We start from the raw sequence: 25,938 nt of genomic DNA, 5'->3' as shown, positions 1-25,938 counted from the left end.
CGGGGATCGTGGACAGGTTCTATGCCCGCCGCGCACGCTCCACGCCCGGCAGGCTGTCGAGCTTGCCGAGCAGCCGCGCCAGCTGGCCGTAGTCGGCGATGCGCAGCCGCAACCGCAGTTGCACGCGCGCCCGCCGCTGCTGCCCGCCCTCGATCGACAGCACGTGCACGTCCTCCTGCGCGATCAGGTTGCTCAGGTCCTTGAGCAGGTGCTTGCGGTCGACCGCCTCGATCAGGATCTCCGACTCGTGGCCGCCGCCGGACTGCCCCCAGTCGACCGGCAGCACGCGCTGCGGCTGGTCGGCCGACAGGCGCAGGAACGACGGGCAGTCGCGCCGGTGCACGGTCACCCCGCGCGTCCGGGTCAGGTAGCCGGCGATCGGCTCGCCCGGCACCGGCTTGCAGCAGCGCGCGATCTGCACCAGCAGGTTGTCGACGCCGACCACCTTGAACGCGGAATCGGCGACCTTCGGCGCACGCCGCGGTCGCCGCAGCGGCAACGTCGGCGGGGCTTCCTCCTCCGGCTCGCTACGATCAAGCTCCAGCAGCGCGCGGCCGACCTGGTTCGGCCCGACGTCGCCCAGCGCCACCAATACGTAAAGCTCGTCGGCGGTCGCGACGTTGAAGCGCGGCAGCACCGGCGCGAGGTCCGCCTGCAGCAGCCCGAGGCGGCGCAGGTCCTTCTCCAGCAGCTCGCGGCCGGCCGCGACGTTGCGCTCGCGGTCGAGCTTGTGGAACCAGACGCGCACCTTCTCGCGCGAACGCGGGCTGGCGAGGAATCCGTTCGAGGCCAGCAGCCAGTCGCGACGCGGCGACGGCGTCTTGCCTGTGAGGATCTCGACCCGCTCGCCGCTGTGCAGCACGGTGTCCAGCGGCACGATGCGGCCGTCGACCTTGGCGCCGCGGCAGCGATGGCCGACCATCGTATGCACGTGGTAGGCGAAATCCAGCGGCGTCGCGCCCTGCGGCAGGTCGATGACCTCGCCCTTGGGGGTGAGCACGAACACCCGGTCCTCGACCAGCTCGGTGTCCAGCGCGCCGGCCAGCGCATCGGCATCGCGGCCGCCGTCGGTCGTCGCGTCGAGCAGCCGCCGCATCCATTCGATCTTGCGCTCAAGCGCGGCGTCGCCGGCCGAGGAACGCTGCGAGCCGCCGGTCTCCTTGTAGCGCCAGTGCGCGGCGACGCCGAGTTCCGAGGCCTCGTGCATCTCGTGCGTGCGGATCTGCACCTCCAGGGTCTTGCCCTCGGGCCCGACGACCGCGGTGTGCAGCGAGCGGTAGTCGTTCTGCTTGGGCCGGGCGATGTAGTCGTCGAATTCGCTCGGGATCGGCGTCCACAGCGCATGCACCACGCCCAGCGCCGCGTAGCAGGCGGGCACGTCGTCGACCAGCACGCGCACCGCGCGCAGGTCGTAGAGCTCGCTGATCGGCACGTGTTTCTTCTGCATCTTCTTCCAGATGCTGAAGATGTGCTTCGGGCGCCCGGCGACGTCGGCCTCGATGCCCTGCGCGGCCAGCGCCTCGCCGAGCTGCCGGCGCACCTCGGCGATGTAGCGCTCGCGCCCGGCGCGGTTGTCGTCGAGCAGCGACGCGATCTGCCGGTAGGTGTCGGGCTGCAGGTAGCGGAACGCCAGGTCCTCCAGCTCCCACTTCAGCTGCCAGATGCCGAGGCGGTTGGCCAGCGGCGCGTGGATGTCGCGGGTCAGCGCGGCCAGCGCGCGCCGCTGGGGCTCGTCGGCCCGGGTGGCCGCGCGCATCTGCGCCAGTTGTCGCGCCAGCAGGATCAGCACCACCCGCAGGTCGCGGATCAACGCCAGCAGCAGGCGGCGCAGGCCTTCCGGATTGCCGTGACCGCCACGCTCGGCATGCAGCGACCAGACCTGTTCCGCCGCGCGCAGCCCGTCGACCAGCGGCGCCAGCGCGGGAACGCGCGCGATCACGGCCTCGCGCCAGGCCGGCACCGCATCGAGGATCGCCGCCGCGACGACATCGCCGTCGGCGCCGAGCCGGTGCAGCGCGTCGAGCGTGTCGTGCAGCACCGCCGCGGCATCGCCGGCACCGTCCTCCGTGGCCTCCGCATCGGCGTCGGCCGCGCGCAGGGCCGCGCGCAGCGGCTCGCCCAGCGCGGCCGCGGCGGGCAGCGCCAGCAGGCTGTCGAGGAGCCGTTGCGGGCGGTCGGACATGCGCGTCATGACTCGGGCGGGGGACGGTCTACACTAGCGGGCACCTGCCCGGAGATACAGACCATGCGTCGAATCCACACCGTCCTGCTTGCGTCCATGCTCGCCGTTTCGCTGCCCGCGTTCGCCCAGCAGCCGCGCATCGAGCAGCAGATGACGGCCGAGGATTTCACGGCCACCGGCCTGAACAAGCTCAGTGCGGAGGAACTGGCACGGCTCAACGACTGGCTCTCGCGACATGGCGCCGCAGCGACCGTGCCTGCGCCGGCTGCACCTGCGGTGACCGCGGGCGCCGATGCGGACCTGGAGGCGCGACTCGCCCAGGCCCGCGAGGAAGGCCGACGCGAAGCCGCGGGCGACCAGCAGGGACTGGCACCGGCAACCGCTTCGCGCGAGCCGGTCGAGAGCACCCTCCCCGGCCCCTTCAACGGTTTCGCCCAGGGCCGCCAGTACACGCTGGCCAACGGCCAGGTGTGGCGGCAGACCGATGGCGCAACGCTGGCGGGGGCGCGTGGCAACGACATCGGCGTACGCATCCGTCCGGGCATGATGGGCGTGTGGTGGCTCAAGGTCGACGGCTACAACACCCAGGCCAAGGTCGAACGCGTGCGTTGATGCCCGGACCGACACGGCCGGCGGTGCGTCAACCGCACAGCGCCGCCAGCCGCGTCGCCAGTTTCTTGACCGACACGCCGCTTTTCGCGCCCAGTTCCTGCGCGAACAGCGACACCCGCAGCTCTTCGATGTCCCAGCGCAGGGCCTGCCAGTCGGGATCGTCGGCGGCGCCGGCCGCGGCGCGTTCGAGCAGCGCGTCGGTGAAAGGCTGGATGTCGAGCATCCGCTGCTGGTCGCGCAGCGGGTCGCGCAGCGCACGCTCGGCGCGCAGTGCCAGCGCCTTGAGATAGCGCGGATACGCCGCCAGCGCTTCGGCCGGCACGTCGCGCAGGAAACCCGGCGGCACCAGCGCGGCCAGTTGGCCCTGCATGTCGTCGAGGTTGGCGCGCGCCCAGCCGACCAGCTTTGAATCGAGCTTCGCGCGCACCTCGGCGACCAGCGCCAGGATCGCCTCGGCGCGCTGCAGCCGCGCCATCGCCTCGCCAAACAGCACCTTGCCGACCTGTTCGGCGTGCGCGGCGAACGCGCCGGCGTCGCGGATGGTGTCCAGCCCGTCCTGCAGCAGCGCCGACAGCGCGCCTTCGACCAGGTCCTCGCGCAGGCGGTCGCCGTCCTTGCCGGGACGCGGCGCCGCGGACTCGATCGCCGCATACAGCAGCGCGGTCTTCGGCTGCACTGGCAACTGCCGGCGCGCCTGGCGCGCGCGGTCGGCCAGCGCGATGCGCAGCAGCCGGCGCACGCCCTGCGGATGCAGGCGCCGCGCCTTGGCGGCGTCGGCGTGCACCGCCAGCGCGGCGCTGTCGCCGTCGTCCTGCAGCGCCGGCCAGGCCGGCAGGCCGCCGGCACCCGGCACCGACACCGGCACCGGCGTCTCCGGGAACGTGGTCAGGCCGCGGCGCTGCATGCCATCGGCGGCATGCAGGGCGAACGCCTGCGCGGCGCGCGCGCCGAAGCGGACGCGCAGGTCGTCGAGATCGCGCGATTCGGCCAGCACCGCAGCGCCCTTCCGGTCGCGACCGGTGTCGACCAGCCGCAGGTTCGCGCGCAGGTGCGGCTCCAGCGCGGCCTCGTCGAAATCGGAGGCGGCGATGTCGACGCCGGTCAGCTTCTTCAGGAACCGCGCCAGCGTGCCGGTGAAGGCGTCGGCATCGCCGTCGCGCCAGGCTTGCGCGAACGCGCGCGCGAAATCCGGCGCCGGCACGAAGTTGCGCCGCAGCGCCTTCGGCAGCCCGCGGATCAGGGCCGCGGCCTTGTCCTCGACGAAGCCCGGCGCCAGCCACGACAGCCGCACCGGGTCGATCGCGCCCAGCAGGTGCAGCGGCACCGACACGGTCATGCCGTCGTCGGGCTCGCCCGGCTCGAAGCGGTACGACACCGCAAGCCGCGCATCGCCCAGCGCGATGAACGCCGGGAACAGCTCGGCATCGACGCCATCGGCGACCAGCAGGTCGTCGCGGCTCCACTCGAGCGCGCGCTTCGCGGCGTCGGGCGCCTTGCGGTACCACGCGTCGAGCGCCTGCGCCGACAGCACGTCCGCCGGCAGGCGCTGGGCGTACCACTGCGCCATCCAGTCCTCGTCGACGACGAGGCCGGCACGACGCTGCTTGGCCTCTTCCTCTCTCGCGCGCGCCAGCATGCGCAGGTTGCGCTCGACGAACCCGGCGCGGGTGTTGATCTCGCCGGTCACCAGGCCATCGCGCAGGAACAGCGCACGGGCCTCGTCCGGATACAGGCGGCCGTAGTCGACCGGCTTCTTCGGCGCCAGCACCAGGCCGAACAGGCTGATCTGCTCGCTGCCGATCACCCGTCCCTGCGACCGCGACCAGCGCGGGTCGTGATGCCGGCGCGCGAGCAGATGGCCGAGTTCGGTGATCGCCCAGTCCGGCTCGATCGCCGCGTTGGTCAGCGACCAGACCTTCTCGGTGTCGAGCAGCGTGGCCGACAGCACCCACGGCGGCGGCTTCTTCGCCAGTGGGGAGCCGGGAAACAGCTGGAACCGGCGCCCGCGCGGTCCCTCGAACTGGCCGGACGCGCGGCCACCGCCGGACGGATCGGCGCGGTGACCGATCTGGGTCGGCAGTCCGGCCAGCAGCGCGCGGTGCAGCGCCACGTAGCGCGGGTCCCGACCCGCCTGGTTTCCGGGCTTGCCTCCCTCCGTCGCCGATGGCGGGTCGAGACCCGCGCCACGGTCGCGCCAGCCCTGATCCTCGCACTGCAGCTTCAGCTGCCGGTGCAGCTCGCGCCACTCGCGCATGCGCAGGAAACCGAGGAAGTTGCGCTCGCACCACTTGCGCAGCTGCGACTGGGTCATGTCCTCGTGCGCCTGCCGGTAGGCGTTCCACAGCGTCACGATGCCGACGAACTCGGACTTGGGGTCGGCGAACTGCGCGTGCGCGCCATCGGCCGCGGCGCGCTGGTCGGCCGGGCGCTCGCGCGGATCCTGGATGCCCAGGAACGACACGATCGCCAGCATGTCGTGCAGGCAGCCGTGCGCCTGCGCGGCGACCAGCATGCGCGCCAGCTTGGGGTCGACCGGCAGGCGGGCCATGCTGCGCCCGGTCGCGGTGAGCCGCCGGTCGGCATCGATCGCGCCGAGCTCGGCCAACTGCTGCCAGCCGTCGGCGATCGCGCGCGGATCGGGCGGCTCGACGAACGGAAAATCCGCGATGATATCCGCGTTGCCGTCGCCGCCTGCCGCGCCGCCGCGCCTGCCCTTGCCGGAGCCGCGTCCATCCAGATCGCCGAGCCCCAGCGCGAGCATGCGCAGGATCACGCCGGCCAGCGAGGCGCGGCGGATCTCGGGGTCGGTGTACTGCGGCCGCGACAGGAAATCGGCCTCGGCGTACACCCGGTAGCAGATGCCCGGCGCGATGCGGCCGCAGCGGCCCTTGCGCTGGTCGGCACTGGCCTGGCTGACCGGCTCGACGTGCAGCCGGTCGAGTTTCTGCCGCGGGCTGTAGCGCTTGACCCGGGCCAGCCCCGGATCGACCACGTAGTGGATCCGCGGCACCGTCAGCGAGGTCTCGGCGACGTTGGTCGCCAGCACGATGCGCCGCTGCGGCCCGGGATTGAACACCTGGTCCTGGTCGCGCGCCGACAGCCGCGCATACAGCGGCAGCACTTCGGTGTGGCGGTACTTGCGGCGTTCGAGCGCCTGGTGCGCGTCGCGGATCTCGCGCTCGCCGGGCAGGAAAATCAGGGTATCGCCCAATGCCCGCGAACCGGCGCCCAGGTAGATCTCGTCGCAGACCGCGACGATGCCGTCGAGGACCGACATGGCGCCGGGGTCGGCGTCACCGTCCCGCCCTGATCCATTGCGGTTCGAGACCCCATCCCGGGAAAGCGACGCCGACTCCAGCGGCCGGTAGCGCACCTCGACCGGATGGCCGCGCCCCTCGACATCGACCACCGGCGCGTCGCCGAAATGCGAGGAAAAGCGCGCGGTGTCGATCGTCGCCGAGGTCACGATCAGCTTCAGGTCGGGTCGGCGCGGCAGCAGCTGCTTCAGGTAGCCCAGCAGGAAGTCGATGTTGAGGCTGCGCTCGTGCGCCTCGTCGATGATGATGGTGTCGTAGGCCGACAGCCAGCGATCGGCGGCGATCTCCGCCAGCAGGATGCCGTCGGTCATGAACTTGATCGCGGTGGCATCGCTGACGTTGTCGTTGAAACGCACCTGGTAGCCGACCGCGCCGCCCAGCGGCACCTGCAGTTCCTCGGCCACGCGCCGGGCCACGGTGCGCGCGGCGATCCGGCGCGGCTGGGTGCAGCCGATCATGCCGGCCGCGCCGCGCCCCGCCGCCAGGCACAGCTTGGGCAGCTGGGTGGTCTTGCCCGAGCCGGTCTCGCCGGCGACGACGACGACCTGGTGGGTGCGGATCAGCCGGACGATCTCCTCGGCCCTGCCGGCGATCGGCAGTGCCGGGTCCACGTCGGCCCGCGGCAGCCGCCGTGCCTGGGCCTCGCGGGCTTCGACCGACGCCGCCAGGCGCGCCTCGAACGCGGCGCGCGCGTCGCCGTCCAGCGGTGCACGGCGCCAGCGCGACCACAGCCCCAGCAGGCGCCCGCGATCGCGGCTGCGGGCACCGTCGATCGCCGCGCGCGCCCGGGCCACGGTGGCATCCGCCTGTCGCCGGGTGGCATCCCCGGTCACGCTTGCAAACCTGCCTTCAAGTCACATATCCCATACGATCGCGGCCGTATCGTGGCCGCTGGTTTCCATTGAATTTTCCCGCCCAACGGAGTCCCCGCACATGGCAAAGGCCACACCGAAGAACAAGAAATCGTCCAGCTCCGCGAAATCCGCCGGAAAGAAGCCGGTAGCCCCCGTCGCCGCGGTGGCCTCGCCCGGCGCCGGATCCAGCGCACCAGCCATCGATATCGGGATCAGCGACACCGATCGCAAGCTCGTCGCCCAGCATCTGTCGGCGTTCCTGGCCGATGCCTATACGCTGTACCTGAAGACCCACAACTTCCACTGGAACGTCACCGGCCCGATGTTCAACGCGCTGCACGTGATGTTCGAGACCCAGTACACCGAGCAGTGGAACGCGCTCGACGACATCGCCGAGCGCATCCGTGCGCTGGGCTACAACGCGCCGGGATCGTACGCGGAGTTCATCGCGCTGTCGTCGATCAAGGAAGAGCCGGGCCTGGAGCAGTCGCCGGACTGGCGCGAGATGGTGCGCCAGCTGGTGCTCGGCAACGAGGCCGTCTGCCGTACCGCCCGCAAGGCGCTGGACGTGGCCGACGACGCCGACGACGACCCGACCGAGGACCTGCTGACCCAGCGCCTGCAGACCCACGAGAAGAACGCCTGGATGCTGCGCTCGCTGCTGCAGTAGCGCACCCGCCACCGCCCACGACGCCCGGCCCTGCGCCGGGCGTCGCGCGTCGGGACCGGCTCGGGGCGCCAGGTGCACCCGCCCCGCAGCCGGTATCCTTGTCGCAATGGATGTCTCCCCCGCTTCTCCCGCGCGCGACATACTGCAGCGCGTCTTCGGCCATGCCGCGTTCCGCGGCGAACAGGCCGCCATCGTCGAGCACGTCGGCAGCGGCCACGATGCGCTGGTGCTGATGCCCACCGGCGGCGGCAAGTCGCTGTGCTACCAGGTGCCGGCGCTACTGCGTGACGGCGTGGCGATCGTGGTCTCGCCGCTGATCGCGCTGATGCAGGACCAGGTCGACGCGCTGCTGCAGCTGGGCGTGCGCGCGGCCTATCTGAATTCCACGCTCGACGCCGAGACCGCGCAACGGGTCGAGCGCGAACTGCTGGCCGGCGACCTCGACCTGCTGTACGTCGCGCCCGAGCGCCTGCTGACGCCGCGGTTCCTGTCGCTGCTCGACCGCGCGCCGCTGGCCCTGTTCGCGATCGACGAGGCCCATTGCGTCTCGCAGTGGGGCCACGACTTCCGCCGCGAGTACCGCGAACTGACGATCCTGCACGAGCGCTGGCCGGAGGTACCACGGATCGCGCTGACCGCGACCGCCGACCCGCCGACCCAGCGCGAGATCGCCGAGCGCCTGCAGCTCGAGGACGCGCGCCGCTTCGTCAGTTCCTTCGACCGGCCCAACATCCGCTACACCGTGGTGCAGAAGGACAACGCACGGCGCCAGCTGCTGGATTTCCTGCAGGCGCATCGCGGCGAGGCCGGCATCGTCTACTGCCTGTCGCGGCGCAAGGTCGAGGAAACCGCCGAGTACCTCGCCGGCCACGGCATCGACGCGATCCCCTACCACGCCGGCATGGACGCGGAACTGCGCGCGGCCAACCAGCGGCGCTTCCTGCGCAGCGAAGGCGTCGTCGTGGTCGCGACGATCGCCTTCGGCATGGGCATCGACAAGCCGGACGTGCGCTTCGTCGCGCATACCGACCTGCCGAAATCCATCGAGGGCTACTACCAGGAGACCGGCCGCGCCGGCCGCGACGGCGAGCCCGCCGAGGCCTGGATGTGCTACGGCCTCGGCGACCTGGTGCTGCTGCGGCAGATGATCGAGCAGTCGGACTCGGGCGAGGAGCGCAAGCGGCTCGAGCACCGCAAGCTCGACGCGCTGGTCGGCTACTGCGAGACGATGCGCTGCCGCCGCCAGGTGCTGCTGGCGAACTTCGGCGAGGACTATGCCGGCAACGGGATCGACCAGACCGGCCCTGGAACAGCCTGCAACAACTGCGACAACTGCCTGCAGCCGCCGGAGGCCTGGGATGCGACCGTCGCCGCGCAGAAGGCGCTGAGCTGCGTCTACCGCAGCGGCCAGCGCTTCGGCGCCGCGCATGTCATCGACATCCTGCGTGGGAGCGACAGCGAGCGCATCCGCCAGTTCGGCCACGACCGGCTCAGCACCTACGGCGTCGGCACCGACCTCGATGCCCGTAGCTGGAAGGGCGTGTTCCGGCAACTGGTCGCGCACGGCCTGCTCGACGTCGACGCCGAGGGCTACGGCGGCCTGCGCCTGACCGCGGCCAGCCGCGAGGTGCTCAAGGGCGAGCGGCCGGTGATGCTGCGCAAGATCGCGCCGTCGCGCGAACGCACGCGCACGACCCGCACCGCCGCGCCGGATGCCGAGCTGCCGCCCGAGGACCGGCCGCTGTTCGACGCCCTGCGTGCGTTGCGCGGGCGCCTGGCGCGCGAACAGAACGTGCCCGCCTACGTGATCTTCCACGACGCCACGCTGCGCGAGATCGCCCGGCTGCGCCCGACGACGACCACGCAGCTGGCCGGCATCGGCGGCGTCGGCGCCGGCAAGCTCGAACGCTACGGCGCGCAGGTCATCGACACCGTGCTCGAAGCGGACTGAGAGGCTGAGGGCGATTCGCCCGCCGACTGCGACCGCCTCGGCCTACGGCGCGGTGAGCGTACAGGCCATCGTCAGCACGACGCTGCCGCCGGCCGGGAAGGTCGGGATCACCACGCCGCTGCCCTGCAGATCGCTGACGGTCGGCGCCGGCACCGGGCAGGCCGCGTTGTCCTGCGCGGCGCACTGCAACGTCGCGGCGCCGCAGTCGATGCCGGGGACCGCCGGGTCGGTGACCACGGCGTTGTTGGCCGCGCCCGGACCGCCGTTGCGGACGGTCAGGGTATAGGTCACCGATTCGCCGATGACCGCCGTTTCCGGGGCGACGGTCTTGACCAGCGACAGGTCCGCGTTCGGCAGGCGGTTGTGGATGGTGCAGCTGATGTCGTCGCCCGCGGTGGTGGAGAACTGCCCCCAGAATTGCCGGTTGCTTTCCGTCACGCCGCTGCCGCTGGGCAATACGGTGTTCGAGCCAGCATAGGCATTGCTGCAGACGATCTCCACGTCGTAGGCAGTTGGCGCCGTACCCGGTGAGAAGACGTTGTTGGGGCCGACGACGTCCGAGAAGCCCAGCAGGTTGCCGGCGGCGAACACGTGCGTGCCGGTGCTGACCGTCTGCGGCGCGGCGGTTCCGGTGGTCCGCACCTCGGCCCTGCTGATGCCGCCCGCATAGATGTGCACGGCGATCTGGTCGCCCGCGGCAGCGCGACCATGCAGCACCTTGTCCAGCGTGACCCAGACCGGCGTCGGCGTGTTCTGGCAGGCAGCCGACGTCAGTTCGCCTTCCTCGGCCTCCACCGTCGCCGCCGCCAGATTGAACAGGCCGTTCCCGGGCGCACCGGTACAGGCGTCGTTGCCCGGGTTGCCGCCACGCGCGATCACCACCCGCATGCTGAGCCGGTAGGTGTCGGTCAGCGTCGGCGCAAGCGCGCGGTCGGTCGCGAGCGGCCACTCGGTCGCGCTGCCGGTCGCCGGCGGCGTCAGGGTCACGGCACTGCCATCGTTGAGTTCGTAGCTGGCGCTTTCGATGCCGACATCGGGATCCATGCCGGGCCGGTCGACCAGGTTGTAGGTCGCGGTGTTGGCGGTGCTGGGGTTGTTCACGACGATCTCGTAGACGAGGTCGTAGCGCGTCGGGTCGCCCGCGACCTGGGTCATGGAGGCGAACTCCTTGGTCACCACCACGGTCGCATCGTCGTCGACGATGGTGTAGTCCCAGCGCGTATTGGCCGGCCCGCCGCAGCTGCTGTTCGACGCCAGCAGGTAGCTGCCGTCGGTCGCGGGCAGGATGCTGAACTGCACGTTGCGGTTGCCGTCGACGATGGTGTTGTCGACGGTCTGGATCGGCAGCGGAAACTGGCCGTTCGCGCTCCAGTCGTAGGTTCCGGCAGGGATGTGCAGGCGTACCGTCGTGGCATTGACCAGATCGGCGCCGGGCAGGAACACGAAATCCGTCCCCAGCACCGCGCTGCCGCCGGTGACCTGCACCTGCACGACGATGTCGCTGGGCAGCGTGCCGTTGATCCGCACCGCCGGTACGTTGATCGCGTTGCTTTCCGGGGTCGAACTGGATACCTGCGCGAAATCGACGAACGGGGCGAGTTCGACCTGGATGTCGTCGAGGAAGTTGCCCTGGTTGGAGCCGCCCGCCGCGCTGACCGCCTCGAAGCCGATGTTGCCGTTGCCGGAGGCGCCCTGGTAGGTGTACTGGCCGCGGTAGTCGACCCAACCGCCGCCCGCCGGAGCGGGTGCCTGGATCGTGCCCTGGTGGACGACCGGGGTATTGAATGCACCGTTGTTGGTCGTGCCGACGGTCACGATGCTCGCACCCACGCCGGTCCCGACGTGCATGGTCATGATGTCCCGGGTGGTGGCGCTCTGCCGTCCCCGGTGACTGAAGAAGTAGTCGACGCGCTCGTTCTGGATCAGGCAGACGTCCTGGTAGATGCGCGACGCCACCTCGGCATTGAGTTCGGCGAACTGCGGCCCCTGTCGGCCCTCAACCGACCCACCGCTGTTGTTGCTGCGCGGACCGTGCCACAGCTCCAGGATGCCACCCTGCACCACTTCGTTGACGAACTCGGCCGGCACGACACAGTTGCCGACGTTCTCGGACCGGTAATCCGGGTGGTCGGTCTCCCAGCCCTCCACGAGCTGGCTGGGGATGTAGACGCGACACCCCGGCGTCTGCAGTTTCGGGTCCTCGAAGCTCATGTTGGTGAAGGTGCGCTTGACCTCCTGTGCGCCTGCGGGCTGCGCCATCAGCAGCAGCGGGAGGGTCAGCAGCGACAACAGGTGGAGGCAGGACCTCGTCGGAGACGTCTTCATGCGGAACTCTTTGCACTTCTGCGAGAAACCTCCAATGCAAAGCAAATCACATGCCAAATGTGATTGATCTCACAATTCTGGACGCCGGACGCGCCAACGAAAGCGGCGGCAGCGCCGCTTCCATCGAACAGCATCGACTGCTTCCGCCAACCGTGTGGTCCCGGTGACATGGCCGGGCGCCGGACATCGCGCCCGACGCCCCGCGTGACCCCGTGGGGTCAGGGACCGCCGCTGGCGGTCACTTCGCAGGTCAGGGTGATGGTGACTTCGCCCCCGACCGGGAACGTGTCGATCACCACGCCGGTGCCTTGCAGGTCGCCGATGGCGACACCACCTGCGGGGCAAACGGCAGCGCCACCGGTGACGGCGCATTGCGGCGTGGCGGCGCTGCAGTCCAGCCCCGGCACTGCCGGATCCTGGATCAGCGCACCATCGGCCGCCATCGGACCCTCGTTGCGCGCGACCAGCGTGTAGGTCACCGAGTCGCCGACTGACGCAGAAGCCGGATTCACCGTTTTTTCGATCGCCAGGTCGGCCTCGAACTCGATGCTGATCGCATGGTCCTCGACCTCGCCGTCGGCGGCCTCGCCGGTCGGCAACTGGACCTGCGCCGGGTCGCTGGCAAAGCGCAGGCGCACATAGCTGGTGCCGGCCTGCGCGGTCGCGGGCACGGTCCACGCCAGCGCTGCCGAGCCGCCACTGCAGATCGCCTCCGCGCGCTCGCCTGCATCGAAAGTGCCGTTGCGGTCGAAGTCGATCCATCCGGCCACGGTGCCCGTGCCCATGCATTGGATGGTCTGGGTCAGCGGTTGCGCGACCTGGTTGATGGTCAGGGTGTAGTCGGACGGCCACGCATCCTCTTCGGTCGAACCGGCACTGCCGTTGTTGTCGTCGCCCCGCGCGTCGGCGCTGTACTGCGAGCCGGCTTCCCCGTCGGGGCCACGGCTGCCGATGTACTCGCTGGCCGGCGGCTGCAGGCCGCCCAACTGGAAACCGGGTGCGTTGATGTTGGTCGGGGGACCGACGGACAGGCCATCGGGCGCCGGCACCAGCGCCTGGATGACGTGGGATGCGTCGCCATAAGTGGCCGGGGCATCGCCGAAGTCGGCGACTGGCGCCAGCAGGCCGATCGCGATGGCGGTGTTGCCGGAACCGTATATCTCGAAATCCATCGAGATCGACGCGTCTGCGCCATAGGCGTCGTCGGCGAACGTCAGGAACGTGACCGCGGCCGGGCTGGTGCCCGAACCCTGCCCGCCCGGACCGAACTTGATGGTCTGCCGGCCATCCGTTTCGTCGGTTTTCGTGGCCATGTAGTTGCCGCCGTTGCCGCTGTACATCTCGACCACGTTCCAGCCGCCACGCGCGGTGCCCTGCAGATACTCCTGCCCGGTATCCATCGATTCGGCATCGGCCATCACCAGGCCGGGAATCCGGTACGGTTGTCCGCCGATCGTCGCCGAGCAGTTCACGGTGAAGCTTTTCGTCCCGCTGCCCATGATGCCGGCGATCAGCTGGTTGGCGCTGCCGGTGCCGCCGATGTTGTACATGTTGTCGAGCGCATCGCCGCTGTAGTTGCCGGGCCGATAGCTGGTGATGGTTCCGCTGACATCCGCAAGCGAACAGGTCAGCGCGAGGCTCTGGGTCGCCGTCACCGGGATGGTCGCGGACGTGCTCGCCCCGTTGGCCAACGCCACGCCATTGGTTCCGTTGACGCCGCCGCCCCAGGTCAGCCACAGGATCTCGCTGCGGTACTGGCCTTCGCCGCCCGTTGCATAGGCGGCCGCGTGCGCCTGGTTGCCGAGGACGGCGGCAAGCCCGGTGGCCAGCACGAGCAGGCCGGATGCCAGACGGGAATGATGGGTCTTCATTGTGATGTATCCCTTGCAGGTGGCGCAGCCCTCGAAGGCCGCAGCACGTTCTGGTACGTCTGCCTCGTCGACGATGCCGACCGGGGCCGGCACCGGCTCAGTAGCTGCCGACGAAGTTGATGAACCAGCCCTTGTGGTCGTAGTCGAAGTCGGTCAGGTCGTCGCTGAAATCGGTGAAGTTGTAGCCGACGCCGATGCGGAAGTTGCGGCCGATATCGCGGTCGACGCCGGCCATCCAGCCCTGCCGGGTGCCGCCGTCGTCGACGTCGAGCCAGCGGTACTCGGCCATCGCGTGCCACTTGAACAGCAGCTCGTAGCGGACCTGGGCCGCGGCGAAGGTGGTCGCCGAATCGAACCAGTCGCCGGTGCCGCGGCCGTAGCGGACCTCGCCCTCGCGACGCGCCAGCTTGCCGGCCAGTTCCCAGTTGTGGTCGAGGTGGTAGACGCCTTCGAACGACAGGATCTGCGACTTCTGGTCGTACTGCGCACCGCCCAGCTGGCCCAGCGTCGCCAGGTCGTAGAGGTAGGTGTAGCGGCCGAACAGGCCCCAGCGCGTGCTGTTCCACGGCCGGTAGGCGAAGCCGAAGTTGCCCTCGATGAACTTCGCACCGGCGGCCGGGTTGAGCGTGTCGTCGGTGTCGGCGTAGTTGAAGCGCGCAGCGATGCGCCAGCTCTCGTTGAGCTTGTGCATCACCCGGTTGGTGCTGATCCACTGGGTACGCTGCTCGAAACCGCTGTCCTCGCGCCACTCCAGCTTGCTCTGCCAGTCGGTGTCGGGCGAGGTGCGGCCGCCGCTGACGCTGATCGCGCGCCGGTCGATCTGCCCGCCTGCGCTGTTGGTCAGGTCGCCATCGGACAGCGTGAAGCCGAGGTTCCAGCCCACCGCCGGATAGAAATCCATGCCGTAGGTGTGCGCCAGCCCCGACTCGTTGCGGGTCTTGAGGAACTGGCTCTCGTTGAACAGGTTGACCTGGTTCGACAGGCGCCAGCGCTGGCCCAGCGTCCAGCCGTTCTGGGCGGTGCGGTTGAACAGCGGGTCGTAGTCGGTGCGGTCGGTCGACTGGGTATAGGCGCCGTAGAAGCTGTGCTGCGGGGTCAGCCGGTATTCGGCGCTGACCTGCGCGGCGTCACCGCGGTCGCCGGTGGTCACTTCCGCGCCGACCGTCGACAGGTTGGCGAAGTTGTAGCGGCCGCCGAGGGTGAAGGCGTCGTTGTCGGCGTAGGCGCCGTCATCGTCGTCCAGCGTGAACTGGGCGATGCCGTACAGGTCCAGCGCGGTGCCGAAACGGTGGGTGTAGCGCAGTGCGCCCAGCAGGCCTGCGGCATCGCCGGAGGTCCGCTGCTCCTCGACCCGGCGGAACTCGGCCGACAGGGCATTGGCATCGCTGAAGCGCCACTCGCCGCTCAACTGGGCCTGGGTCAGCGACTCGGTGCCGCGCTCGGCTTCGCTGTAGCGGGCGTAGGTGCTGAACGACTCGTTGACGCGGCCCAGGACCTCGGCGCCATGTTCGCGGATGTCCGCGCCCAGATCGAAGCGCGACACCGAGAAGCCGGCGTCGACCTGCCGCCACCATGCACCCGCACTCCACTCCTGCTCGGTGACGCCCAGCTCGCGGAAGTTGATCCGCGCCTCGACCGCCGACGCCTCGCCCTTGCGCGGGCCCGTCGGATTGAGCTGCAGGAAGCTCAGGCCGCCGTTGTCGGAGAAGAACACCGGCGCGCTGGTGGCCTCGGTGCGGCTGTGCTCGAGCTTCAGGTAGGTGCCCTTGCCGGCCTGCAGGGTGACGTCGGCCGACATCAGCGAGTAGTCCTCGCCGGCGCGGTTCTCGTCGACGTAGGTGGCGCCGACGCCGATATGGTCGCCGAACCAGTGCTTGCCGCGCACGCCGGCGGCGATCTCGTCGGGATCGAAGTCCGCCGGCACCCATTCGTAGTCGACGATCAGGCGCTGCTCGAAGCCGTCGAGCGGCGCGTCGCGGGTGATGGTCGGCACGTTCTCGCGGGTGACCTGGGCCAGCGGCCGGGTCAGCAGGATGCGGCCCTGCAGTTCGTCGATCTCGTAGTCGGCGCCGCGCAGCAGTTCGATGCGCTGCTCGGTACGGCCGGTGGTGCGGTCGCGCACTTCCAGCACGACGTGGTCCGAACCCGGCAGCACATCGGTATGGCGCAGGTAGTAGAGGCTGCCGCCGGTACCGATGAATTCGCTGTGGCCGGGGGCGGTCTGCGCCTCGGAGCCGAACGCACGCAGCTCGGTCACCGGGTCGCCCCAGGCGTTGGCCATGCGCGAGCGCCAGCGCAGCGCACCGCCGTACAGCGAACGCGCGTACTGGCCGTACTCGGTACCGGTGATGCCGGTGTAGAAGTTGCCCCACAGCGCCTGGTTCTTGTCCCAGTCGACCCGCACGTAGAACCGCCCCATCGTGTCGATGTCGCGCCAGGTGGTGGAGTCGTCGCCGTAGGTCGGATAGTACAGGTCCGGGTCCAGGCGGCGGAAGATGTCCTGCGGATCGGCCGAAGTGAAGCCGTCGAACAGGTCTTCGAGCGGACGGTTCTGGGTGTCGGCCTGGGCGGTGATCAGGTATTTGCCCTTGGCCTTGCCCTTGACGTAGAACGCCAACCGGCCATCGCTGAGGATGTCGTCGTCGCGGCCGGCGAGCGCGATCTGGGTGCCGGGGCCGCTGGCCTTGTTCTGGTAGACGGTCAGGTCGGCAAGGCCGACGCCGAAGAAGTAGCCGCCGCTGACGTCGACGTCCAGCGCATGGTGGCTGATCTGGCCGCCCTCGCCGTTGAGTGCGATGTCGAAGCGGTGCTCGCCGACCGGCATCAGGTATTCGGCGACGAACTTGCGTTCCAGGTCGACCGGGTAGTTCTCGCCGTTGATCGCCAGACCGTAGCCGGCCGGGATGTTGCGGCCGGTGATGCGCACGCGCGAGCCGTAGATCGGGATGTTCTGCTGGCGCAGGCCATTGCCGGCGAAGGCCTCGTTGACCAGCGACTGGGTCGTGGCCTCGTCGCCGCTCAGGGCGGTGCCGAGCGATTTCTCGACGCCATCGCGCAGCAGCTGGGTGCCGCGCTCGGCCTCGGCCGGCGTCACCAACTGGATGCGCTTGGTATGGGTCTCGTCGAAATTGCCGTCGGCGTCGTAGGCGCGCAGCACGTAGGCGAGCTCGTCGCCGGTACGCAGGCGCAGGTCGGCCGGCAGGGCGCCGTCCCATTCGAACGTGGCGACGGCCGCGGACGGAATCTCGACCCGGGTCAGCGGCGTGATCAGGTCGGCGTCGCTGGCGCGGTAGAGGGTCAGCTCGTAGTGGTCGACGAAATCCGCGTAGTTGCCGCGCACGTAGAACCGCACCGGCTTGGCAATACGCGTGCCGTCGAAGGCGACCATCGTCGGCGAGGAGATCGACAACTCGGGCTGGCCGAGATTGGGATCCTCAGTCGCCCAGATCACACCGCCGCCCGGCAGCTGGATCTGGAACTGGCCGGTAGCGACGGCCTTGCCCGGCGATTCGAGCGCGACGCTGACCCGGCGGTCGGGCTGCAGCGCGGCCGAACCCGAATGTTCCGACAGGCCGGTCGTGACCGGCTGGTCGTAGCTGCGGGTGCGCAGCTGGAACAGCAGGCCCTCGTCGGAGCTGCAGCTTTCGCCTTCGCATTCGAGCGGCGCGTCGGTTGCCGCAGGGCTGGCCGCGGCGGCATCGGCCGGCGCCGCCTGCTGGGCGAACGCGGCCGGCGCCATGCCCGCGAGGATGCTGATCAGCGCAGTATCGAGCAGTTTCATCTTCATGATCCGTCTCCCCTTACTCACGTTCCACGCCGACAGGGGCTGTCGGATCGCTGCTGGATTCCACGCGCACGTTGTTGCGCACCTCCGGGCTGAGTCGGTTGCGAATGGCCTCGTAGACCGCGGTCGCGCGACGCAGGCCCAGGCCGACGTTGTACTGGTGCGAACCGCGCACATCGGTGTGGCCGACGATGCCGATCACGCCCCCGCCCAATGCCTCGAGCCGCTGCGCCACCTGGTCGAGCAGGGCGTTGAACTCCGGACGGATCGCCGAACGGTCGGTGTCGAACAGCACCGTGCCGAGCAGGGCGCCGTCGGCATCGACGCCGGCGACCAGCGAATGCGGGTCGGCGACATTGGTCCTGAGCGCCACCGTCAGCGCGCCGCGCGCGGATTCGTCCACCTGCACCTGCAGCGCGTCGCGGACCGCCGCGGCCCTGGCGAAGGCCAGTGCCTCGGAACCGCCATCGGCCACGATCACGACCTCGCCGCCGCCGTAGCGGTTGACCTGCGCGGCCATCGCCTCGATCGCCGGCAGATACCGCGGACGCACCACTGCGCTTCCCGGCTCGAAGATCACCTCGCCCAGTTCGAGCTCGACACGCTCGGTGCCGCCCTCGATCTGCTGCACCGGCAACTGCACGCCGAAGTCGAAGCGGACCGGAAGACCCGGAGTCACGCGACGCACCAGCGGATTGGGCGTGGTGAAGCCTGTGCCCGGCGGCAGCGTGGCCGGATCGACCTTGAGGATGAAGTTGCGACCATGGCCCCAGTCGCCGCCCCACACGTCCACCAGGTGATAGCGGCCGTACTGGTCGGTCTCGATCAGCAGGCCTTCCACCGATGCGATGCGCACGCCGGGGATACCGCGTTCGTCGATGCCGGCATTGGTGATGACGTAGTCGACCACGTAACCCGCCTCGGTCCTGGCGACACGACGCTCGACGGTCGGCTCGGCCGCGGTCAGGCCGCGTGCGGCCTCGCCATCCTGTTCGACGCGGGTGTTGCCATCGGCATCCATCCGCACCGTCACGCCCTGGTCGCTGGTCAGCACGAAATCACCGGTGAACTCGGGCGCGCTCAGGACCTGGCGGATCACCACCTGGTGCGCGTCGACCGGATCGGCCACCGACTGCCGGCCTGCGATGCCGCCGACGGCGATGCCGTGCAGCAGCGGCGAGCTGGCGTCTGGCTCGGACTGGTGGCCCTGGCCGCGGTCGACGGTCGTCGAGTTGGCGACATACGCCGCGGGTGCGAAACCGCCCTGGACCCTGACGCCGCTGAGCGCAGCGCTGTCCTGCCAGCCGTCGCCGTCGCGGTCGTCGAAGACCGTACCGAAGATCAGACTGTCGTCCAGCAGCGGATCGGTATCGAGCGTGACCTGCGCGGTGGCGACGTTCGACACCGGCGTGCCCGCGTCGTTGACCGCGACCGCCTGGTTGATGTGCACGCCCGGCTTGACACCGGCGCCGACGCGCATCAGGTAGACGATCGTCGCGCTGCGGCCGACCGGAATGTCGAGCCCGCCGATGCGCAGCGGCGACTGGCTCGACGCCAGCGTGAACGCACCATCGGTATCGGCCACCGTCATCGAACCATCGACGTAGCTGAAGCCGGGCGCCGGCGTATCGACGACCGTGCCATCGACGACGTTGCTGTCGCCCACGTTCTCGACCGTCAGCGTGTAGCGGACCAGGTCGCCGGTCTTGACGTAGCGGCTGCCCGCGGTCTTGACGATACGCAGCGCAGTCGTGTCGACGACCTTGTGCGAGGTCTCGCAGGTGGTGCACTCCGGCTCCGGCACGTTGGGCACGCCGCCGTCATAGCTGGCGACCACCACGTTGCCCAGGTCGCCCGCGGCATCGGCATTGACCGTCGCCGGATAGACGAAGGTGTGGATGCCCGGGAGGGCGCCCGCTTCGAGCACGCAGACGATGTCGCCACCCGAGGTCGCGCAGCCTGCCGGCAGCGCGCCGATGGTCAGGCCGGCATCCGGCGTATCCACCAGGCGCACCGGACTCAGTGTCGCGGCGTTCTCGACCGTCACCGTCAGCGTGTACTCGATGACATCGTTGACCTGGACTTCGGTGCCATCGACCGGGTTGGCGGACTTGCTGACCCGTACGACGGGCTTGTCGACCGGATGCTCGGTCGTGCAGCTGGTGCAGTCGGGCGCCGGCGCGTTCGGGTCGTCCGGGCTGTTGCCGCCGGTCGCGGTCACGCTGTTGGCGACACTGGTGGTCGCGTCGGCGGTCACCGTCGCTTCATAGGTCACCACGTAGCTGCCCGGCGCGGTGCCGGACGGCAGCGTGCATGCGAGCGGATTGGTCGCGTTGCAGCTGAAGCCCGGCGCGGTCACCGTGCCCAGTTCCAGGCCGGTGCCCAGCGTATCGGTCACCACCACATCGCTCAGCAGCGCGGCATTGGCCACGTCCACCGTCAGCGTGTAGTTGATCGCCTGGCCGACAGTCACCGCCGTGCCCGACGCCGGATCGGCGCTCTTGGCCACCGTCACCGCCGGCTTGTTCACCGGATGCTCGGTCGAGCAGCTGGTGCAGTCGGGATCCGGTGCGTTCGGGTCGTCGGGGCTGTTGCCGCCAGTCGCCTCGACGCTGTTGGCGACACTGGTGGTCGCGTCGGCGGTCACCGTCGCTTCGTAGGTCACCACGTAGCTGCCCGGCGCCGTGCCGACCGGCAACGTGCACACGAGCGGATTGGTCGCGTTGCAGTCGAAGTCCGGCGCGGTCACCGTGCCCAGTGCCAGGCCGGTGCCCAGCGTATCGGTCACCACCACATCGCTCAGCAGCGCGGCGTTGGCCACGTCCACCGTCAGCGTGTAGGTGATCACCTGGCCCACGGTCACCGCCGTGCCCGACGCCGGATCGGCGCTCTTGGCCACCGTCACCGTCGGCTTGTTCACCGGATGCTCGGTCGAGCAGCTGGTGCAGTCCGGGTCCGGTGCGTTCGGGTCGTCCGGGCTGTTGCCGCCGCTCGCGGTCACGCTGTTGGCCACGCTCGTGGTCGCGTCGGCAGTCACCGTTGCGGTATAGGTCACCACGTAGCTGCCCGGCGCCGTGCCGAGCGGCAACGTGCATGCAAGCGGATTGCTGGTATTGCAGCTGAAGTCCGGCGCAGTCACCGTGCCCAGGCTCAGGCCCGTACCCAGCGTATCGGTCACCACCACGTCGCTCAGCGTCGGGGCGTTGGCCACGTCCACCGTCAACGTGTAGGTGATCGTCTGGCCCACGGTCACGGCCGTGCCCGACGCCGGGTCGGCGCTCTTGGCCACCGTCACCGCCGGCTTGTTCACCGGATGCTCGGTCGAGCAGCTGGTGCAGTCCGGGTCCGGTGCATTCGGATCATCGGGGCTGTTGCCACCGGTCGCCTCGACGCTGTTGGCCACCGCCGTGGTCGCGTCGGCGGTCACCGTCGCGGTGTACGCGAACGTGTACGTGTCGATCGCCGCGCCAGCGACCAGCGTGCAGGTCACCGTCTGGCCAGCTGCCGAACAGCCGGCCGGCAGCGAGGCCGTATCCAGCGACAGGCCCGTGCCCAGCGTATCGGTCAGCACCACGTCGCTCAGCGTCGCGGCATTGGCCACGTCCACCGTCAGCGTGTAGGTGATCGTCTGCCCCACGGTCACCGCCGTGCCCGACGCCGGGTCGGCGCTCTTGGCCACCGTCACTTCCGGCTTGTTCACCGGATGCTCGGTCGAGCAGCTGGTGCAGTCCGGGTCCGGTGCGTTCGGGTCGTCCGGGCTGTTGCCGCCGCTCGCGGTCACGCTGTTGGCGACACTGGTGGTCGCGTCGGCAGTCACCGTCGCTTCATAGGTCACCAGGTAGCTGCCCGGCGCGGTGCCAGACGGCAGCGTGCAGGCCAGCGGATTGGTCGTCCCGCAGCTGAAACCAGGCGCGGTCACGGTGCCCAGGCTCAGGCCGGTGCCCAGCGTATCGGTCAGCACCACATCGCTCAGCGTCGGAGCATTGGCCACGTCCACCGTCAGCGTGTAGGTGATCGTCTGCCCCACGGTCACCGCCGTGCCCGACGCCGGATCGGCCGCCTTGGCCACCGTCACTTCCGGCTTGTTCACCGGATGCTCGGTCGAGCAGCTGGTGCAGTCGGGATCCGGTGCGTTCGGATCATCGGGGCTGTTGCCACCGCTCGCGGTCACGCTGTTGGCGACACTGGTGGTCGCGTCGGCTGTCACCGTCGCTTCATAGGTCACCAGGTAGCTGCCCGGCGCGGTGCCAGACGGCAGCGCGCAGGCCAGCGGATTGGTCGTCCCGCAGCTGAAACCAGGCGCGGTCACGGTGCCCAGGCTCAGGCCCGTGCCGAGGGTATCGGTCACCAGCACGTCGCTCAGCGTCGGGGCGTTGGTCACGTCCACCGTCAGCGTGTAGGTGATCGTCTGGCCGACAGTCACCGCCGTGCCCGACGCCGGATCTGCGCTCTTGGCCACCGTCACCGTCGGCTTGTTCACCGGATGCTCGGTCGAGCAGCTGGTGCAGTCGGGATCCGGTGCGTTCGGGTCATCGGGGCTGTTGCCGCCGGTCGCCTCGACGCTGTTGGCGACCGACGTGGTCGCATCAGCGGTCACCGTCGCGGTATAGACCACCGTGTAGGTGCCCACGCCCGTGCCTTCCAGCAGCGTGCACGCGAGCGGATTGCTCGTGTTGCAGCTGAAGTCCGGTGCGGTCACCGTGCCCAGTTCCAGGCCGGTGCCCAACGTGTCGGTCACCACCACGTCGCTCAGCAGCGCGGCATTGGCCACGTCCACCGTCAGCGTGTAGGTGATCACCTGGCCGACGGTCACAGACTGGCCACTGGTTGGGTTGGCCGACTTGGCCACCGTCACTTCCGGCTTGTTCACCGGATGCTCGGTCGAGCAGCTGGTGCAGTCCGGATCCGGTGCGTTCGGGTCATCGGGGCTGTTGCCGCCGGTCGCCTCGGCGCTGTTGGCGACCGACGTAGTCGCATCAGCGGTCACCGTCGTGGTATAGACCACCGTATAGGTGCCCACGCCCGTGCCTTCCAGCAGCGTGCAAGCGAGCGGATTGCTCGTGTTGCAGCTGAAGTCCGGCGCAGTCACCGTGCCCAGCTCCAGGCCGGTGCCCAGCGTATCGGTCACCACCACGTCGCTCAGCAGCGCGGCATTGGCCACATCCACCGTCAGCGTGTAGGTGATCGCCTGGCCGACAGTCACGGCCGTACCGGAGGCCGGGTTGGCCACCTTGGCCACCGTCACCGCCGGCTTGTTCACCGGATGCTCGGTCGAGCAGCTGGTGCAGTCCGGATCCGGCGCGTTCGGATCATCGGGGCTGTTGCCGCCGGTCGCCTCGACACTATTGGCGACCGACGTGGTCGCATCAGCGGTCACCGTCGCGGTATAGACCACCGTGTAGGTGCCCACACCCGTGCCTTCCAGCAGCGTGCAAGCGAGCGGATTGCTCGTGTTGCAGCTGAAGTCCGGCGCAGTCACCGTGCCCAGCTCCAAGCCGGTGCCCAGCGTATCGGTCACGACCACGTCGCTCAGCAGCGCGGCATTGGCCACATCCACCGTCAGCGTGTAGGTGATCGTCTGGCCGACAGCCACGGCCGTGCCCGACGCCGGGTCGGCGCTCTTGGCCACCGTCACCGCCGGCCTGAGTGGCGTCGACTCGTCGCAGTCGTTTCCGGCTTCCGCGCAATCGATGCCTTCCACCGTCACCGCGTTGTCGATGCTGGTGACCGATGCAGGCAACGGATCGTCAACCAGGACGACGAAATTCAGGACGACGCTGTCATTGGCCGCCACGTTGACGGCATTGGCGTTCGGGCAGTTGCTGCCGCTGCAGATGAAGTCGTTGCCAGTCGTAACGACCGAGGTACTGGCCGGCAGCGTCTCGACGACGTCTCCCGGGAACAGGGTGGCAACGGCACCGCCGGTGTTCTCGATCTCGATCTGATAGGTCAGCGTGTCGCCCGGACCGACAGGGCTGCCGGCGACATAAGCGATGCCGTTGACCAGGGCCAGGGTCTTGGTTACCGACAGCTCGGGCTCGGCCGGGATCGGGAAAGCGCACGACGCAAGGTCGCGCGAGGAGTTGGCCGTGGTCTGCGGCCCCTGGGTCAGGTTGCCGGTGGCCGGATCGTATGCGTAATACCGGCTGGGACTGCTGTTGTTGGCGACGTACAGAGTGCCGTCGTTGGCGAAGGCAACGCCTGCCCAGCTGATTCCTGCCGGATTGCCATCCAGCAGCGGCCGTGTCTGGCGTGTCGCCTGCAACGTAGCCATATCGACGGTGTACAGATCCAGGCCTGCCGCCAGCCAACCCACTCCGTTGCCATCGAACGCGATATCACCCGAACTGTAGGGGCTGGGTCCTCCAGGCGTGACGTTGTAGCTCAGCGTGCCGATGTTGCTCACCGAATAGCCGAAGCTGCCCGGGGCCGGATCGGCCTCGACCCGCCACACCTGGGGTGTGGCCGAGTTGCCTGCGACCAGGTAGCCGGTGCCGTCCGGCGCCATGCCCGCGCGCGGGAAGTCCGGCGACGCGAAGGGCGGAAGCGCCTCATACCAGCCGCCGTTGGCTGCGTCGTAGGCCCAGAGGGTCGTGTTGCCACCGCTGCGGGTGACGAACAGCAGCCGGTTCTTGATCGGATCCACCATGACGCCATTGGCGTCGCCACCAACCGGCAGCGCCAGTTCCGGCACCAGCACGTCGCTGGCTGCTCCCGGGACGTAGCTGAAGACACGCTGGGCGCCGCTGGCGACATTCGGCACGCTGAAGATCGGACTCTCACCGGCCGGGCAGAAGTCGTAGGCCGGCACCGCCTGAACGGAGACCGTCGCGGTATCGGTGTCGTTGTCCGGATTCGGATCCACCACCCCGGAAGGCGCGGTCACGGTGGCGGTATTCGTCAGTGTCGACGCCTGCGCCTGGACTGGCGTCGAACCCAACCCGGCCCAGCCCAGCACGACAGACATCGCAAGGCCGAACCCTGCGGCCTTGAAGAAACCCGGTCTTTTCACGAACACCGTACCGCCCCCTGTTGGCGCCCGCATGCGTGCAGGCACGGATTATTTCGAAGTACGTCACACAAAAATCATTCCAATCGTCACAAATCAGGCCCGGACGGCAAACCCGGTACGAAAAGCCGCCAACCGCGCCGGCTCGATTCGTTGATAAGTGACATCCCCAGTCACGTCCCGCCTCCCCGTCGGCATGCAATCTGATGGCATGCCCACTGCACGTTGCGGACGAACTGACTTCACTGTGAATTGTGGATGCTTGTCACATCCGGAACACGCACGGATGCTTGCAACTTCTCACCAAGAGTGAGATTTCACTGCGGAAGCAGGGAATCGAAAGCCGCCCGTTGGCGTCGTGACGGACATGTCATCGACACGTCGTCAATAAGGGAACGCCGACCGGACCGATGGCACCAGACGTCGGTATCGACGGAGGATGCAGACGCCGCGACGCGGCGCTGTGGAAATCTCCACGGTCCCGTCAGGCGACCGGGTCGTTCTCACACCGGTGCCGGCGTGACGGACACGCGCCAAACCGGCGCATGCGCTTCATCCCCACATGCACCGCAGTGACGACGTGAACCGGATCGGATTACCAGGCAAGAACGTAGCCCACGCCACGCACGGTCTGCAGTGGCAGCGCCGTCCCGGTTTCGCGCAGGCATTTGCGCCGCAGGCGGAACACCAGCATCTCCAGCCGGTGTGGATCGAAATCGTGCACGTTACCAACCAGCCGTGCGATCAATGCTTCGCGCGATACCGCCACGCCCGGTGTCGCGGCGAGCAGTTTCATGATCTGCTGTTCGGCAAGCGTCAGCTGCACGGGGACGCCATCGGGTGCATGGATCCGCCAACCGCTTTCATCGAGAGACCAACCGCTGCTGCCGGCGGTGGGCGTCGGCACCGCCAGCCTCGAACGCAACACGGCATGGATCGTATTGACGAGCATCGTCGGCTCGACCGGCTTGACCAGATAGGCATCGGCCCCGGCCTCCAGACCACGTTGCCGGTCCATGGCGCTTCCGTAACCGCTGAGCATGACGATGGCGAGTTCGGGCAGCAGTTCCCGCAGGTGGCGGGCGATGGCCGTCCCGCGTTCGTCAGGCAGCCCGACATCCAGCATCACCGCATCGAAACGATCGCCGATCATGGTCCGATACAGGGCCAGCGCGCTCGGCAGGCCGACCACGTGGAATCCGGCATCACGCAGCAAAGGGACCAGGATCCCTTCGCGAAGTTCTTCGTCGTCCTCGACGACTGCAATACGATGCTGCAACTGCTGCTGCCCCTGCCCGGCCATAGATGCTTCCAGCACGTAGATCCCACGATTGATTGCCCTTGCCGGCGGACCATAGCAAAT

At 69.1% G+C, this 25,938-nt stretch carries 11 protein-coding genes; 4 read left to right on the top strand and 7 right to left on the bottom strand.

Features of this window, described 5'->3' with window-relative positions:
* Positions 1 to 19 precede the first annotated feature (19 nt).
* Positions 20 to 2,182: a RelA/SpoT family protein gene (locus tag LDO26_RS04395; RefSeq protein WP_232129859.1), complete on the bottom strand. Its 2,163-nt coding sequence runs from the start codon at positions 2,180 to 2,182 to the stop codon at positions 20 to 22.
* A gap of 63 nt (positions 2,183 to 2,245) precedes the next feature.
* On the opposite strand from LDO26_RS04395, the gene LDO26_RS04390 reads away from it, so the two are divergent.
* Positions 2,246 to 2,794 carry a hypothetical protein gene (locus LDO26_RS04390; protein WP_232129858.1) on the top strand — a complete coding sequence of 183 codons (549 nt, stop codon included), beginning with the start codon at positions 2,246 to 2,248 and terminating at the stop codon, positions 2,792 to 2,794.
* Positions 2,795 to 2,822: 28 nt separating this feature from the next.
* On the opposite strand, the gene LDO26_RS04385 is transcribed toward LDO26_RS04390, so the two are convergent.
* Positions 2,823 to 6,944 carry a DUF3418 domain-containing protein gene (locus tag LDO26_RS04385; RefSeq protein ID WP_232129857.1) on the bottom strand — a complete coding sequence of 1,374 codons (4,122 nt, stop codon included), beginning with the start codon at positions 6,942 to 6,944 and terminating at the stop codon, positions 2,823 to 2,825.
* Between the two features lie 100 nt (positions 6,945 to 7,044).
* Between LDO26_RS04385 and LDO26_RS04380 the strand changes: the two genes are divergently transcribed.
* Positions 7,045 to 7,635: a Dps family protein gene (locus LDO26_RS04380; protein WP_232129856.1), complete on the top strand. Its 591-nt coding sequence runs from the start codon at positions 7,045 to 7,047 to the stop codon at positions 7,633 to 7,635.
* A gap of 106 nt (positions 7,636 to 7,741) precedes the next feature.
* Positions 7,742 to 9,586, top strand: coding sequence for a DNA helicase RecQ (gene recQ / locus LDO26_RS04375; protein WP_232129855.1), 1,845 nt, complete (start codon positions 7,742 to 7,744; stop codon positions 9,584 to 9,586).
* Between the two features lie 42 nt (positions 9,587 to 9,628).
* On the opposite strand, the gene LDO26_RS04370 is transcribed toward recQ, so the two are convergent.
* The 4 genes from LDO26_RS04370 to LDO26_RS04355 form a co-directional block, all read right to left on the bottom strand.
* The gene (locus LDO26_RS04370) at positions 9,629 to 11,911 is read right to left on the bottom strand and encodes a DUF11 domain-containing protein (RefSeq protein WP_232129854.1); all 2,283 of its coding nucleotides are present in this window, start codon (positions 11,909 to 11,911) and stop codon (positions 9,629 to 9,631) included.
* Between the two features lie 218 nt (positions 11,912 to 12,129).
* Positions 12,130 to 13,782 carry a CshA/CshB family fibrillar adhesin-related protein gene (locus tag LDO26_RS04365; protein ID WP_232129853.1) on the bottom strand — a complete coding sequence of 551 codons (1,653 nt, stop codon included), beginning with the start codon at positions 13,780 to 13,782 and terminating at the stop codon, positions 12,130 to 12,132.
* 97 nt (positions 13,783 to 13,879) lie between these two features.
* Positions 13,880 to 17,569 carry a TonB-dependent receptor gene (locus tag LDO26_RS04360; protein ID WP_232129852.1) on the bottom strand — a complete coding sequence of 1,230 codons (3,690 nt, stop codon included), beginning with the start codon at positions 17,567 to 17,569 and terminating at the stop codon, positions 13,880 to 13,882.
* Positions 17,570 to 17,582: 13 nt separating this feature from the next.
* Entirely contained in the window at positions 17,583 to 24,452 is a 6,870-nt protein-coding gene (locus LDO26_RS04355; protein ID WP_232129851.1) for a DUF7927 domain-containing protein, read from the bottom strand.
* A gap of 1 nt (position 24,453) precedes the next feature.
* On the opposite strand from LDO26_RS04355, the gene LDO26_RS04350 reads away from it, so the two are divergent.
* Positions 24,454 to 24,732: a hypothetical protein gene (locus LDO26_RS04350; protein WP_232129850.1), complete on the top strand. Its 279-nt coding sequence runs from the start codon at positions 24,454 to 24,456 to the stop codon at positions 24,730 to 24,732.
* A 438-nt stretch (positions 24,733 to 25,170) separates the two neighbouring features.
* Here LDO26_RS04350 and LDO26_RS04345 read toward each other — a convergent pair whose 3' ends face one another.
* Complete coding sequence (locus LDO26_RS04345) at positions 25,171 to 25,878, bottom strand: response regulator transcription factor (protein ID WP_232129849.1); 708 nt, start codon at positions 25,876 to 25,878, stop codon at positions 25,171 to 25,173.
* Positions 25,879 to 25,938 lie beyond the last annotated feature (60 nt).

The organism is Proluteimonas luteida, assembly GCF_021191695.1.
Taxonomy (GTDB): domain Bacteria; phylum Pseudomonadota; class Gammaproteobacteria; order Xanthomonadales; family Xanthomonadaceae; genus Luteimonas; species Luteimonas luteida.
The sequence above is the reverse complement of the archived record's forward strand: the minus strand, read 5'-3'. Positions and strand labels throughout refer to the sequence as shown.